A 14,650-nucleotide genomic window follows, 5' to 3' on the forward strand; every position below is an offset into this window, starting at 1 on the left:
AGTTTAGTTTTCAATATGTGAAAAGGGATTTCTAAATGATGAATTGAATATATATTTATTGTTTACTCGTTTTTGAGAGGTTCCTTTATGGGAGATAAGCTTTACTATATTCCTGTACTTCACACAGTTCTATAATAACTAATAGTGATGCTGTGACGTGATTTTCTATTAGTGAGATAAAGTATTTTTCAATTCATTTATTATAAATTGCAACTCTCGTCCTCCAGAATTATTTCTTTTGGGTGAAAGTTTTTTTATGATATAAGTTTCATTCTGTCATAATTTAAAGGTTTCGAGAGGAGAAATGATATGAACCCTATTTTATTAGATGTTCCGTTACAAATAGAAACAGACAGACTCATTCTTCGAGCACCACTTCAATCAGGTGAAGGGAATGTAGTACATGAAGCTATTAAAGATTCAATTCGTGAATTAAAACCATGGTTGTCTTTATTCCAGTCCATTCCTACTGTTGAAGAAACGGAAATTCTCCTGAGAAATGCGCATATAGATTTTTTGAAAAGAGAAAGCTTTCGCTATCTTATCTATCATAAAGAGACGAATGATTTTGTTGGAACAGCTAGCCTTCATCGAATTGATTGGAAGGTTTCTAAATGTGAAATTGGATACTGGATTAACACGCAATTTAGTGGCAGTGGATATATGACAGAAACAGTAAGTGCGTTAACAAACCTTGGATTTCAGTTATTCAAATTTAGAAGGATTGAAATACGATGTGAATGTAATAACACGAAAAGTCGTGCACTCCCTGAAAAACTAGGCTTTGAACTTGAAGGGATATTACGTAATGAAGATTTTTCAGCTGACGGCAAACAACTAACTGATACTTGCATCTATGCAAAAATAAAGTGAAATATTGATTAGCCTTGGTAATCGGGCTTTTACGGCAAAAGAAAAGACCTCCTTAACGATTTTATTCCATCGCTAAAAAGGTCTTTTTCTATTTCGGCTAAAAACTTAGCACTCTTCTGGCTTACCAGCATTCGTCGCTGTACGGAAAGATGATCCGCATCCGCATGATGCGATTGCGTTTGGATTGTCGATTGTGAATCCGCCGCCAAGCATCGATTGTTTATAATCAATTTTTACTCCTTTAACAATTGGAGCACTTTCTGTATCGATAACAAATTCAACACCGAAAAACTCAAGAACTGTGTCGTCTTCTTTTGGTTCTACTTCAAATCCTAAGCCGTAAGAAAGGCCAGTACATCCGCCGCCGTGTACAGCAAGGCGCACGTACTTCTCTCCATCTTCAGCATCTTTTAACATATCTTTAATTTGAAAAGCTGCTTGTTCTGTTACTTCAATCATGAAATACACCATCCTTTCTGTTCTCATTCTATTATACATCTTTACGCTTCTATCTTGTACTCATACACTCCGCGGCAAATTACTTCCGCAGGCCCTTTCATCAACACGTTTCCTTCTTCAGTCCACGCAATCATTAAATCGCCGCCAGCTAAATGGACTGTAATTTCCTTACCACGTTCCATCTTTCCATTTAAAATAGCAGCGACAACTGCAGCGCACGCTCCTGTTCCGCAAGCTTGCGTTACACCAGATCCACGTTCCCAAACGCGGAAATTCATCTCTGCATCATTCAAAATCTCGATGAATTCAACATTTACTCGCTCTGGGAACATTTCATGTGTCTCCAGGACTGGACCAAGTGTTGTAAGAGGTGCTTGCTCTACATCATCAACAAAAATAACCGCATGCGGATTACCCATTGAAACAGCTGTAAATGCATAGCGATGATTATTGTATAAGAAGTTTTCACGAATAAATGGTGTTTCACCTTCACCAAGCATCGGTATTTCTGCACGTGTTAAACGCGGTGCTCCCATATCGATTTTCGCTAATGTAACTTTCCCTTCTTCTACCGTTACTTCCGCTGTTACAATACCAGCTAACGTTTCAATTGTGAAAACTGTTTCTTCTACTAGTTTATGCTCATACGCATATTTCGCTACGCATCGTAAACCGTTACCACAACTCTTTCCTTCTGAACCATCATTATTAAACATGCGCATTTTCACCGGAGCTACGTCAGATGGACAAATTAGAATCATCCCATCTGCTCCAATACCAGTATTAATATTTGAAACCTTTTCCGCCACAAGAACTAAATCTTCTTCAGGAATTTGTTCTTCAAACATATTTACATATATATAACTATTGCCAAGACCATGCATTTTTGTAAAAGAAAATTGGCTCATTTATATTCACTCCAAAAATAATTTGTTATTTTAAGTATAGAATGCATGCTTTTAGAACACAATATGAATGTCCCCCGTTTCTCATATTTGACAACGTTTGGCGATGAGCCACTCTTACACACATTGTGTAAGAAAAAAGCCCTTCTAAAAAGGGCCTTTTTTTATTTATCTATAGTATTAAACTCCCCTACGAAATAACATTTTATCTAATGAAAAAGGTGCTGCTGATTGCAACACCTTAAAACATTGGATTTTCATCCAAATAATCATATACATTATTGACCAGTTCTTCTACTGTAGCACCTTGTACAACTTCACCATTTACAAGTGCAAACGGTCCTTCAAAACAAATGCCACAATATCCTAAACAACCATACTCCATTACATCTAAATTCGGATCTTTTTCTAATTTCTCTAAAGCTGCTTGTGAACCACTTGCAAGGTTACCTACACAAAATTCAATTAATGGTTTAATCAAAATTCTCCCCCCTGTACTACAAAACAAATTACCTTCTGACTCCATCTATAAGAAGAAAACTAAGCTGTCTCTTGTTGTTTTCGTTATACATCCTAAACTATTTAGTTACTTCACTATTTCACTTCAAAGTAGATGGTTTTATTTTATATAACATGCTACTTGCAATAAAATAGTAACTAAAAAGGCAAAACAGTTTACTTTACTTTTCTTCTTATTGTACAACAGAGTATTCATTCATGCATTGTTATTTGTTCACAAATTCGATATAATTTGATTGAGTAAAGTCAAAATATTTTATTAATATAAAATTTTATGATTAGGGGATATTTCAACAGAAAAGGGGTAATCCATCATGAAACACCTCGTAATACTAGGTGGCGGCTACGGTGGAATGAGAATTCTACAAAGGCTACTTCCAAGCAACCAACTTCCAGATGATGTACAAGTGACATTAATCGACAAAGTACCATATCATTGCTTCAAAACTGAATATTATGCATTAGTTGCGGGTACTATTTCAGAAACACATATTCGTATACCGTTTCCCGAGCACCCACGACTCAATATTCAATACGGCACAATAACAAATATTGATCTCGAAGAAAAAGCTGTTCATCTCGATGGCGGCGAAGCGATCCAATATGATGATTTAATTATCGGTCTTGGCTGTGAGGATAAATATCATAACGTTCCTGGGGCGAAAGAATATACACATAGCCTACAATCGATTGAACAAACACGTAAGACATATGAACAATTAAATAGTCTAGAACCAAATGCAACAGTAGCTGTCGTTGGCGCTGGCTTAAGTGGTGTGGAAGTTGCCAGTGAACTTCGCGAAAGCCGTTCTGATTTAAAAATCTATTTATTTGATCGAAAAGATAGAATTTTATTCCCGTATCCAGAGAAATTAAGTAGATACGTAGAAGAATGGTTCGTAAAACATAAAGTTACTATTATAAGAAACTCTAACATTACAAAAGTGGAACCAAATATTGTGTATAACCACGATGAACCACTTGAATGTGATGCAATCGTCTGGACAGCTGGTATTCAAGCAAATGAAGTTGTTCGAAACCTTCCAGTTGAACAAGATGGTAGCGGACGGGTTATCTTAACTAAATATCATAATATTCCAAATAACGAGCACGTGTATGTTGTAGGAGATTGCGCAGCACTTCCACACGCTCCATCTGCCCAACTTGCTGAAGGTCAAGGAGAGCAAATTGTCCAAATATTATTAAAACGTTGGAACAATGAACCACTTCCTGACGAACTACCTGTAATCAAATTAAAAGGTGTTCTCGGCTCTCTTGGTAAGAAGCATGGCTTCGGTTTACTTGCAAACCAACCATTAATGGGACGTGTACCAAGATTATTAAAATCCGGTCTACTTTGGATGTACAAATATCATAAGGGTTAATATCTTACAGGCTGTCTACTATGTAGACAGCCTCTTTGCATCAGTTTTTAAAAATTATCAGACACATCTTTCTCAATATGTATAATGATTTATTTTTCATTTTTATATTAAAAACTATTGATAAACAGTGTATGCTATTTGTAAGTTGTCTTATTATTTCCTTTAAGACCGAATTCATTCGGTCTTATTTTTTATGTGATAAATACTTTTGTAGGAGGCATTACATTCAACTTATGAACTTATCGAAACTAAACAATCGAATAGAAGCGAAAAAGAAAGAGTTAATCTATCTCGTTGAACGATACGGATTAACTCATAATAAAGTGATTTCTTTCAGCCAAGAATTAGATCGTTTACTTAACTTATTAATAAAACTCAAGATGAAGAAAAAACGTTGCTCTTTATAACCCTTATCCTCCCTTTTTTGATACGATATAAATAGAATTAGAAAGGAGCGATTTATGTTTATATTAAAAGACGTTATATATAAAGATATCCTACACATTCCTTATTTACAGATTCAAAATGAAAAAATCACTTGCATTATCGGTGAAAGTGGAAGTGGAAAAAGCACATTGCTTCGCATGTTAAACGATTTACAATCTCCAACATCCGGTACAATTGAATATAACGGAAAATTAATTTCTGATTATCCGCCTATTCAATTACGTCGTGACGTAGTTATGCTTGGGCAAACTCCACCTATTTTTGATGGAACCGTTAAAGAAAACCTATTAACGGGACTTCGTCTTTCTGAAAAACCATTTCCAAATGATGATGCCCTGCGGAGTGCATTACAAACCGTTAGCTTAGACAAGCAATTAGAAGATAGCGCCTCCTCATTATCCGGCGGTGAAAAACAAAGACTTGCCTTTGCTCGTATTGTACTTATGGATCCGCCTGTCTATTTATTAGATGAACCCACTTCAGCACTAGACAATGATACAGAACGCCGCGTTATGAAACAATTTACTGAACTAGCACGAAAAAAGAAAAAAACAGTTATCTTCATCACACACTCGCAACAACTTCCAAAAGAAATTGCAGACGACATTATTGAAATTAGTAAAACAAACGGTGCAACTAGAAAGGAAGTGCTCTCTATTGAAGGGCGTTATTGAACTCCAAATTTGGCAACTGGCGGCTGCCTATATTTTTATCCTTATCTTAATTGGACTTGTAAAATTAAAAGGAATACCTCGTGAAAAACAAATCGCGCTCGCAACATTCCGTATGACGATTCAGCTCGTACTTGTTGCATATGTCCTTACATACGTATTTGAAAACAGTAATCCATTTTATACAATTGCTCTCATTACTTCTATTACTACCTTTGCAATTTTTAATATTTATAAACGAGTTAATATCCCAATGTCTAAAGAATTAAAACGAGTAGCCGCCCTTTCCATGGTCGCTGGATCAATTGGGCCACTTCTACTATTTATCTTTGTTATTATCGGTCATGACCCTTGGTATGCTCCGCAATATATCGTCCCTATTACGGGAATGTTAGTCGGTAATGCCATGACTGGTGTTTCTCTCGGCGCAAATACGTTCTTAAACAATATGAAATCGCAAAGAGGTCAAATTGAAGGTGCACTTATGCTCGGCGCAACACCGAAAGAAGCAGCTGCTCCGCTCATTCGAGACGCTTTTGATTCTGCTATTTTACCAACAATTAATTCTATGGTCGGAATGGGAATTATAAGCTTACCAGGCATGATGACTGGTCAAATATTATCCGGTGTATCACCATTCACAGCCATTCAATATCAAATCGCTATCATACTCGGTATTTCAGGAAGTACCGCTTTCGCTGTCATTATCTTTTTACAGCTTGGATATAAAACGTTCTTTAATAAGCGATGTCAGTTGAAAGAGGTTGACTATGATGCGAAGTGAATCGTAACTTTCGCTCAGTAAATGATGCCCTGTTCTCGGTGAGTGAAATTATATCAACGATTTTTTCAATATATCTATCATAACTTGCAATATATCAACGATTTTTCAAATATATCTATCATAACTTAGAATATATCAACGATTTTGCACGAAATATCGATTTACCGACAAAAAGTGACATAATAAAAAGAGGAGGCTATTCGCCCCCTCTTTTTATTGTCTTACGCCTTCTTAACGAACTGTGATTTTAACTTCATAGCTCCGAAACCGTCGATTTTACAATCGATATCGTGATCGCCATCAACTAGACGGATACTCTTTACTTTCGTACCGATCTTCACAACTGAAGAAGTTCCTTTTACTTTTAAATCTTTAATAACAGTAACAGCGTCGCCATCTTGAAGAACGTTTCCGTTCGCATCTTTTACAACTTTTGCACCATCATTATTTTCAGCTTCTGCGTCTTGGCCCCACTCATGAGCACATTCTGGACATACGAAAAGAACGCCATCCTCATACGTATATTCTGAATTACATTTTGGACAATTTGGTAAAGTAGCCATAAATTCATTTCCTCCGTTCATTATTTATACGTAAAAATCAAAATTGATGTTTACATCTCGATAAATAAAATTTGTATAGCATTTCTTTATAGTGCCATAGTCTCACGTTATTGACAACCCTACCTCAAATTCTCATTTTTTATTGTATTTTACAAAATTTCAATTCGTATGCCTTTTTTCCATTTGCTCTTCTACTAATTTTAAAAATCTTCGTTGTGCATTTTTATTTTTTACCAGCAATCGAACTCTCAGCTTACTTTGTAAATATGAGCGAACTTTGTAGTTCGTAATAAATAACTTTCGATACTTCTCGTCTTCATACATCATTCAAAACCACTCATACTGCTGCAAGTAAAGTATGTTAGCATCAATCTTTTTCGTGTGTAAACCCGTACTTAAACTAATAGATCCTATTAGAGCTTCTATTAATGCTGAAATCATTTCTCTCTCCCCTAATAAACAAAAGAAGAATCTTCACAAGATTCTTCTTTTCAAAATGAACGAGTTCCCTCTAGAAACCCCAATTATTTTCTTCAATATAAATTTGATATTCTTCTACTTCTTCTTCACTTAACTTCTTATTATTTTCATATACCTCTTGCCACTCGAAATAATCTTCATCGAAATAAACAGCAAATTTAATTTTCACATTTTTCTTCTCTGTATAATCATAACCAGTAAACTCTACTACGTCATACTCTTTTTCTTTCTTCACAAACTTCCAAGTTGGATTATCAGTCATAATCTCTAAAGTAACCCCTTCATCACTTGAACGAACAACGTTTTTAATATTCGGCTCAGTTGGTAAAAAGGACAGCCCTAACGCAGCTAAACCAAACACAATCCCGACTATAATCTGTAAACCAATCATACCAGCTACACTAACGCCGCCCTTTGATTGTAAGAAATACGCCTTCTCATGATCAGACGCATCTTCTCCCTTACGAAAAACACGAACAGCATGCTTATAATATAAACGGTTTCCTTGCCATCCAGTAAATATCATCATTCCTAATTGAAGAGCTAAACTAAATGTTACATAAATCCCATCTGGAATATCTATAAAAGGGGGTATAACTATACTAGGTATAGCCAATAACGCAAATATAATAAATAACTTATACATTTTACGATAAGCTAACCAAAAGGTTGGGAAGAAAAAGGCTACCCAATTCCATGTATTCCCTTGCGCAGGATTTTCTACTTTACCCCACTTAAAATCATAATAAGCTGTATTTTTTTGAACAACTTTATGTAATTCTTGCTGAGAAATTGTTTCTTGTAAAACAGTGTCCTTCACGTACATCATCCTTTTCTTATTTCTATATACATTTATTGTATATGTACAAAATAAAGGAATCTAACAAAAAGTACACATATTTCATAAAAATGAACGGAAATCGAATATATTCCGACAATTATCTGTTTCTTATTTCATTTTACTTTTAAATATATTAAAATAATCATGTATCATACCTTTAATACACCAAGTTAATTATTTTATATATTCACTAAAAAGGATGCATCAAAATCATTTTTATACATCTTTTTTAGTGAATATATACTACTATTTTAAAACAAACATCTCGACTTAAGAAAACTCACAAATTAGCCTTCTACTATTTCAAACATATTTCCACTTACACAACTAATGAATAGTCCATTATTAACTTCCTCAATTGATACAATAAAATCTATTACAACAACATTTTTAGGGAGTTTAATTATATCTTTCACTTCGCCACATTCAGCATCAAGTATGATTAATTCTAAATTTGAAGTAGCAATGTAAATTTCTCCATCTTTATATAACAGAACCTTTGTAACATCATGTAGAGTCGTATTGTTCCAAATCACTTTACCTGTTTGAATATTAATACCGCAAATTCTGCCTTCTCCTAAGGACAATACCATCATCTCTCCAGTAAGAAATGGAGGTAATTCAATTTCAAAAGGCATATTTACTTCATATAATTTTTGACCGCTCTTATGGTCATAACATTGTATTTGTCTACTTACATCTTCATATTCATACTCAGTTCTTGTTAATAGTATTTTTGATTCCATTGATGCAATGTAAGAGTACTGTACCTCATCAAAGGCTTTTTCAAAAATTAAGTTACAACCTTCTTTTCCATATTCCCACTTTTGTAATGAATCTATTGCTACACATATAAAATGTTCATTAGTTAAAGTAACTGGTTCATTTGGATTACAATCTTCCATCATTTGTTTCCATAGTGTAGAAGCGTCTAATAATTGAATGGCAATTGCAACGTTACTATATACATCAGCTTCCCCATCTTCATCAAAAGAATTTCCTGCTAACACATAGTAATCTGAGCCAAGATGACACTGCGCCATTTCTCCCCCGACTCGGACATTCTTTTCCCATAATTTCACTCCACTTTCAAGCTCTAATAAAACATTGTAGCCTTCTTGTGTAATAACTAGTAAACGTGGTAACTCTTCTCCCGTAGTTTTTACATCTTGTATAATATGCCCTTCTATTTCTAAATCCCATAGAAGCTCCCCACAACTTGATGAAATAGCGTACAATTTCGCCATACTTTCTCCAAATCGATTCGCATGCCAAATAATTGTGACACCATTCACAGTTATGCAATTACAATCTTCTACTATTGGAATATGGCACTGCCAAATTTCTTCTTTCGTTTCACTATCGAGTTTACGAATTCTGTGGTTATTTCCCTCTACATAAAAGATACTCTTCTTATCATGAGATAGTACCGGAGTAAATATCGGGTCAACCTCTCTCCCTTTTAAATACTTCCATTTTAATTCATACTTGTCACTTGTAGAATGATAAGTTCGATACATAATTTCATCATTTCCATTTACAAGTTTAGGAACAAATGGATCAATTCCTAACATTCTATGGTAAGCATCTTTGATTCGAAAAGAATCAACTCCACTCATGTAAATCTGCCCTATCTCCTTTTTAAGAAACGAAAAGAGTACTCGTAAAAATTGCTCGCTATCAACACTAGCTAACTTCTTGCCTCTCTGATTAATAATGAGAAACTCCCCATCTTTCTTCTTAAATTCCATCTTTTTTTCATATTCATTTAAGAAAATTGTAGCGTCATCATATTTAAAAACCTCGATACAAGCATCAAACAACTGACAAATCGGGTCTATTATGTCCGTCTTTTCTTGAAATACAATACTCTCATCTATACTAAGTACTATTTCTCCGACATTTTCTGTTGGCAGTTTATTTAGTTCGATTTGAAACTTTTTCATTATTTTCTCCCTCTATTGCGCGTTATCTAAACTAACTATAATATATGACATAAGATTCTTAAAACTATTATTTGAGGTGACCGAATATGAAGAGTACAATTTGGGCAGAAGATGACTATTTAAAACTAGCACCCATTAACGACGAACTAATCAAAAAAGCAGAAGAGGTACTGAACGTAAAGCTTCCAGAATCATACATAAACCTTCTAAAAGAACAAAATGGGGGAACTCTTCGTCTTGATACTCACCCTACTTCAAAGCCAAATTCTTGGGCAGACGATCACGTTAATGTATCTGGTTTATATGGTATTTCTTTTGATGAAAATGAATCTAGTATTTTAGAGAGTCGCTATTTAATTCGAGAATGGGAAATGCCTGATAATATCGTACTTTTATCTGGTGATGGACATACATGGATTGCATTAGACTATCGAAATGTAGCTGAAAATCCTCCAGTTATATTTATCGATAATGAGTTTGAGGAAATTATTGAATTAGCACCTAACTTTGAAAGTTTCTTACAAAACTTAACTACGTATGAATATGACGAGGAATAAGTCTCGCTCTAAAAAGGATCAAGATTTCATTACAAATTTACACGCCACTTTAAAACCACTCGGCTTTAAGAAAAAAAGACATACATTTTTCAAAGCTGAAAACGGATTTTATAAGCTCATTAACATACAAAAAAGCCAGTTTGGAGATGAATTCTATATAAATATAGGAGTCCACCCTATCGGTCTCCCGCAGCTTATTACGGACCAATTACAATTAAAAGAAAACATTTCAATATTCGATTGCATTCTACAAACGAGAATAGAGCCTATGCATATCAAACAGAACCAGTTATTGCATAATGTTTCACATGAAACTATCGCTATTCCGAATTACCTTTCTACTATTTTCGACTGGTTTCAAACGTGAGCGTCTTATGAAAATCTAGTGGAAATGAATATACATTCCATTACTCCGGTACTAGCTGTCGTTTCAATATTACGAGAAAAAGCGTTTCTGCTTCTTACTTGTTTTTCTTTCTACAAATTAAAACAGTACGAACAAGCTAATCGTTATTTACAGCAATATTTACATTGCGCTGTGCATCTGAATACCGAGGAAAAAAAGTTCGTATTCTTTCATGAAGTTGATATGTATATAAAAAACTAGTAGAAAGTGCAATATGATTTCACATTTTGCTTTATCACAATTTTATATCCTATCCTACAACTCCCAAGTAATATTCATTTCTTCAAATGACTCCTTACTAACTTCCAATCCTTCGCTATCTTCCGTTCCAATCATCGCTACTTCTTCTTTAGACAACATAATTTTCTCGTTTGGATTTTTGATTTTTCTCTCATACACAAGTTGTAAAAGCTCTATTTGTTCCTCTGTCAGTTCATACTCTTCTTCCAGTCTTTCCATTGCTGATTCTGTATCAAGTAATGGAATTTCTAATAAGAATCCGCCGTGCTCTTCCATCTCTTCAAATGAATCAATTGAATACGCACCACTATCCTCAATCCAAAATGCAGTTGTAATAAAAGGAACTGTTTCGCCTTCTACTTCTTCTAATACGTATTGAAGTGCTTCTTCTTTCGCAATATCCATTACTTCCGAAGGTGCCCCTTCAAAATAATTTTCCGCATCAATCCACTCATCAATTCTCTCGCTATTCACATCTTGAAGACATACGATCGTGTAATTCGGATGAAACGTAATTGTCCCTTGTCCGCCTTGAGTATTTTGCATACTATAGTTAAATCCATCCCATGAACTTTCATGTGAGAAATCTGGACAATGCGCTACATTAATTGCATGGGCAATCGAATTTAAAACGCAGCCTTTCCATAGTTGTTCTTTATCTATATGTAATTTATATTTACTCATTATCTTCCCCCATGCACATATTTTTTTCTATTATCTTTCCTCTACACAATACTTGTAAATACTTTTCTATCTACTACAAAATAAAAAAGGCGTCTTTTTATAGTTGAAAATTCAATAATAAATAAAACGAATTATTTAATAAATGAATCCCAATTGGAACGAGTAAATTCTTCGTTTTCTTATATGTGTATGCTAAACATATACCCATACCAAAAATATATAAAAGACTACCCACTGTAAGGGGATGGCCTAAAGTAAATATACAAGCACTTATAACGATACTAGTAAGTGTAGAAAAACGCTGAGATAATTTCTTAAAAAGTATCCCTCGAAATAAAAGCTCTTCCCAAATCGGTGCAAAAACGGTGAGTACAACTACGTATAAAATGATTTCACTTTTAGTAGGCTCTATTACTATATTAGATTCGTCCACCCCAAGCCCATGTGGTAGAACTAAATTTAATATTGCAAGATATATAAGCATTACAATCGCTGTCATTACTATCGTTACATAGTATTTAATATTATTGAATTGTAATGATTTTATTAAATGTAAGCAGCAATTTCTTGCCGGTGCATACATTACGATAATCATACAAAACGTGAAAGGTGGAATAAGATAATCTACATACCATGGGTATAAGGAAGAATCATATAAAAGGTTCAAAAAACCAATTCCATGCATGACCCCAAAAATAATTAATAGAATGCTAATTACTTGGCGCATACTCATTTGTTCATTCTTTTCTTCATATGTAGCTAATTCTATATTCATCCTATCCCCTCCAGTATAATTAAACCATTTGAACCATTATATACCAAATCCAACATAAAAAAAGACAATACACCCCACTGTATTGTCCATTTTCGTCCCTACTATTTCTCTCTACACGTCTCAATTAAATGCAGTAAGTACCTCTTCGTCATATCTGTCCTTCTCCACCTTGAGAGCATTCGCTTTTCTTTTGGATTGTGCCGTATTCGCTCTACTTCTTTTAATAAAAGCTCCCATTCTTCCGCTGAACTTTCTAACAAGTATTGCAATCCTCTATCTTTTGAAACGATTGTTTTATAATCTAGTGTATATAAAATACGTCCCATCGTAACGACAGCTGATTCTACCCACTCTTCTACAAAGAATAAATATGGTTGTTTCGCCTTTTCACTCCAGTACTGTTCTACGTTATATTTCATCGTATTTACTACATCATTCCATTGTATTTGCAACGGAAGATCTTCTGCTTCTTTTCCGGTAACTGTAATGCCTTGATTTTTCAACGTCCACCATGTGACCGCATTAATGTCCCAATGACCAACATTAGCTTTACCATCTGCACAATACACATACTCGTTTATTTCATCATTGTATTTCCCTAAATCAACAAGCGGAATATACATACCGTCCATTCTTTTACCTAGCGTATTATCACTAAGTTTCTTATGTAGTTCCACAAGCTGCTGTTTTTCAGCTTCATTCACGGAATCACTTATCACTGTAACAAAATCAACATCGCTCGTTTCCTTATGAAATGCACCTAGTGCGATGGATCCGTAAATATATACCCCGACTATTTTTTCATCTAAAAAAATTTCTTTTAATTCTACTGTGTACCGCTCCATTAACTGTTGTACTTCCGTTGGTAACGCATGCTTCACTCCTTTTTTCACATCTATCCCTCCAATAAAAAAAGCCTTTGCAAATTCGCAAAGACTTCTTGTTTTATAAATATTTCTCGATTTCTTCGTAAACATCCTTCAAGCGAGGATTTCCTTCTCCAACAATTTCTCCATTTATAAGAACGACCGGATAAAATAAATCTTCTTCCACTACGCGCTCAGCGAATGCTTTCTTATCTTCATCTTCTTGTTCTTCTTGAAAATCAATATACTCGAAATTAAATTTATTTTCTTGTCCTTCATATTTACGACCAATTGCCGCTTGTAACCATTCAAACGTTTCTGTTGAAGATGGCATTCCGACGCAGCTCGCACAAATTACTTTCGTCCCATACACTTGCACATTAACCATTTCTTCTCCCCCACTTCTTGTTCCAACAGTATATTCAGATGTCTTATTACATAAGCACATCATTTTACAAACTTATTCCATACCCCTATACTGAAAAAACACGATACAATATTTCGACAATAAAACAAGAAGAGAAAAAATAGATTTTCCCCTCTATCTTGATTATAATAAAACTGATGAAAGGAGTCGATAAAAATGGAAAACCCACATATGCAAGAACAAGTACTAGAAGTATTAGATAAATTACGTCCATTCTTACTTCGCGATGGCGGAGACGTTGAATTAGTAGACATTGAAGAAGGTATCGTAAAACTACGCCTTATGGGTGCATGCGGAAGCTGCCCAAGTTCTACAATCACACTAAAAGCTGGTATCGAGCGCGCGTTACTTGAAGAAGTACCAGGCGTTATCGAAGTAGAACAAGTATTTTAATCTAAAAGCGGAAGCGGCTCGTTCAGAATCGCCTTCTAAAAGGAGACCAAATTTGGTCTCCTTTTTTTATTCAAATCACATTTATCCGTTAACATCATAAAACAAAATTGGAAATCCTTCTCAAAAAATGCGATAATTAATACTATATAGTGAATCGTTCACACATATACAGTAAGAAAACATAGGGGGATGACACATGCCAAAAATGGGGAACACTTTTTTAACAATTCAAGAACTAGAAAAGAAAAAAGAGTATTTATTAGGCCTTTCATCCGTTATACCAACATGGAATACAAGCTATCAATTTTTATTTAAAGAAATCCAGCAAGAATTATTGGGTAAAGTAAATGAAAAACTCGAAAAACATCAATTCGTTTTAAATATATGTACAGATCAACAGGTAGGGGCATAATGTATTACATAAAATTG

The 14,650-nt window shown here is 34.5% G+C and carries 18 protein-coding genes and 2 pseudogenes; 9 read left to right on the top strand and 11 right to left on the bottom strand.

Going from position 1 to position 14,650, the window contains the following annotated elements; genetic code table 11:
• Positions 1-309: 309 nt before the first annotated feature.
• Positions 310-873, top strand: coding sequence for a GNAT family N-acetyltransferase (locus DOS87_RS26920; protein ID WP_098578508.1), 564 nt, complete (start codon positions 310-312; stop codon positions 871-873).
• Between the two features lie 105 nt (positions 874-978).
• Here DOS87_RS26920 and DOS87_RS26925 read toward each other — a convergent pair whose 3' ends face one another.
• From DOS87_RS26925 to DOS87_RS26935, 3 genes are all read right to left on the bottom strand, one after another.
• Complete coding sequence (locus DOS87_RS26925; RefSeq protein ID WP_000573830.1) at positions 979-1,332, bottom strand: HesB/IscA family protein; 354 nt, start codon at positions 1,330-1,332, stop codon at positions 979-981.
• 41 nt (positions 1,333-1,373) lie between these two features.
• Positions 1,374-2,240: a diaminopimelate epimerase gene (gene dapF / locus DOS87_RS26930; RefSeq protein WP_000077409.1), complete on the bottom strand. Its 867-nt coding sequence runs from the start codon at positions 2,238-2,240 to the stop codon at positions 1,374-1,376.
• 238 nt (positions 2,241-2,478) lie between these two features.
• Positions 2,479-2,718, bottom strand: coding sequence for a YuzB family protein (locus DOS87_RS26935; protein WP_000595025.1), 240 nt, complete (start codon positions 2,716-2,718; stop codon positions 2,479-2,481).
• Positions 2,719-3,070: 352 nt separating this feature from the next.
• Here DOS87_RS26935 and DOS87_RS26940 point away from each other — a divergent pair, with 352 nt between their 5' ends.
• From DOS87_RS26940 to DOS87_RS26955, 4 genes are all read left to right on the top strand, one after another.
• Positions 3,071-4,141 carry an NAD(P)/FAD-dependent oxidoreductase gene (locus DOS87_RS26940; RefSeq protein ID WP_098578509.1) on the top strand — a complete coding sequence of 357 codons (1,071 nt, stop codon included), beginning with the start codon at positions 3,071-3,073 and terminating at the stop codon, positions 4,139-4,141.
• 233 nt (positions 4,142-4,374) lie between these two features.
• Positions 4,375-4,548, top strand: coding sequence for an aspartyl-phosphate phosphatase Spo0E family protein (locus DOS87_RS26945; protein WP_001054092.1), 174 nt, complete (start codon positions 4,375-4,377; stop codon positions 4,546-4,548).
• A gap of 54 nt (positions 4,549-4,602) precedes the next feature.
• Positions 4,603-5,262 (top strand): ABC transporter ATP-binding protein, encoded by a 660-nt coding sequence (locus DOS87_RS26950; protein ID WP_000470267.1) that lies wholly within the window; start codon positions 4,603-4,605, stop codon positions 5,260-5,262.
• Positions 5,246-6,043 (top strand): ABC transporter permease, encoded by a 798-nt coding sequence (locus DOS87_RS26955; protein WP_000679259.1) that lies wholly within the window; start codon positions 5,246-5,248, stop codon positions 6,041-6,043. Before DOS87_RS26950 ends, DOS87_RS26955 begins: the two co-directional genes overlap by 17 nt.
• A gap of 221 nt (positions 6,044-6,264) precedes the next feature.
• Here the strand turns inward: DOS87_RS26955 and phnA are convergent, their stop codons facing one another.
• From phnA to DOS87_RS26970, 4 genes and pseudogenes are all read right to left on the bottom strand, one after another.
• Entirely contained in the window at positions 6,265-6,606 is a 342-nt protein-coding gene (gene phnA / locus DOS87_RS26960) for an alkylphosphonate utilization operon protein PhnA (RefSeq protein WP_000212735.1), read from the bottom strand.
• A gap of 159 nt (positions 6,607-6,765) precedes the next feature.
• A pseudogene (locus tag DOS87_RS30565) lies at positions 6,766-7,047 on the bottom strand (hypothetical protein).
• 70 nt (positions 7,048-7,117) lie between these two features.
• On the bottom strand, positions 7,118-7,915 hold the full coding sequence (locus DOS87_RS26965) for a DUF2628 domain-containing protein (protein WP_003280627.1): 798 nt from the start codon (positions 7,913-7,915) through the stop codon (positions 7,118-7,120).
• A gap of 299 nt (positions 7,916-8,214) precedes the next feature.
• Entirely contained in the window at positions 8,215-9,873 is a 1,659-nt protein-coding gene (locus DOS87_RS26970) for an outer membrane protein assembly factor BamB family protein (RefSeq protein WP_044783126.1), read from the bottom strand.
• 86 nt (positions 9,874-9,959) lie between these two features.
• On the opposite strand from DOS87_RS26970, the gene DOS87_RS26975 reads away from it, so the two are divergent.
• Both DOS87_RS26975 and DOS87_RS26980 read left to right on the top strand, forming a co-directional pair.
• The gene (locus DOS87_RS26975; RefSeq protein ID WP_000843111.1) at positions 9,960-10,430 is read left to right on the top strand and encodes an SMI1/KNR4 family protein; all 471 of its coding nucleotides are present in this window, start codon (positions 9,960-9,962) and stop codon (positions 10,428-10,430) included.
• A pseudogene (locus tag DOS87_RS26980) lies at positions 10,417-11,054 on the top strand (DUF4304 domain-containing protein). The gene DOS87_RS26975 and the pseudogene DOS87_RS26980 overlap by 14 nt, the downstream one beginning before the upstream one ends.
• A 37-nt stretch (positions 11,055-11,091) precedes the next feature.
• Here DOS87_RS26980 and DOS87_RS26985 read toward each other — a convergent pair.
• The 4 genes from DOS87_RS26985 to DOS87_RS27000 all read right to left on the bottom strand — a co-directional run bounded on the left by DOS87_RS26985 (position 11,092) and on the right by DOS87_RS27000 (position 13,789).
• Positions 11,092-11,760: a hypothetical protein gene (locus DOS87_RS26985; RefSeq protein WP_000049691.1), complete on the bottom strand. Its 669-nt coding sequence runs from the start codon at positions 11,758-11,760 to the stop codon at positions 11,092-11,094.
• A 97-nt stretch (positions 11,761-11,857) separates the two neighbouring features.
• The gene (locus DOS87_RS26990) at positions 11,858-12,535 is read right to left on the bottom strand and encodes a CPBP family intramembrane glutamic endopeptidase (protein WP_098577900.1); all 678 of its coding nucleotides are present in this window, start codon (positions 12,533-12,535) and stop codon (positions 11,858-11,860) included.
• Between the two features lie 101 nt (positions 12,536-12,636).
• Positions 12,637-13,428, bottom strand: coding sequence for a nucleotidyltransferase domain-containing protein (locus DOS87_RS26995; protein WP_208730148.1), 792 nt, complete (start codon positions 13,426-13,428; stop codon positions 12,637-12,639).
• A 52-nt stretch (positions 13,429-13,480) separates the two neighbouring features.
• Positions 13,481-13,789 (bottom strand): YuzD family protein, encoded by a 309-nt coding sequence (locus DOS87_RS27000; RefSeq protein WP_000248589.1) that lies wholly within the window; start codon positions 13,787-13,789, stop codon positions 13,481-13,483.
• Positions 13,790-13,984: 195 nt separating this feature from the next.
• Between DOS87_RS27000 and DOS87_RS27005 the strand changes: the two genes are divergently transcribed.
• Together DOS87_RS27005 and DOS87_RS27010 are read left to right on the top strand one after the other, a co-directional pair.
• Positions 13,985-14,221, top strand: coding sequence for a NifU family protein (locus DOS87_RS27005; protein WP_000431159.1), 237 nt, complete (start codon positions 13,985-13,987; stop codon positions 14,219-14,221).
• A gap of 196 nt (positions 14,222-14,417) precedes the next feature.
• Entirely contained in the window at positions 14,418-14,633 is a 216-nt protein-coding gene (locus DOS87_RS27010; RefSeq protein WP_001125497.1) for a hypothetical protein, read from the top strand.
• The last annotated feature ends 17 nt before the right edge of the window (positions 14,634-14,650 follow it).

Source organism: Bacillus sp. CR71 (assembly GCF_003429245.1).
GTDB lineage: Bacteria > Bacillota > Bacilli > Bacillales > Bacillaceae_G > Bacillus_A > Bacillus_A thuringiensis_S.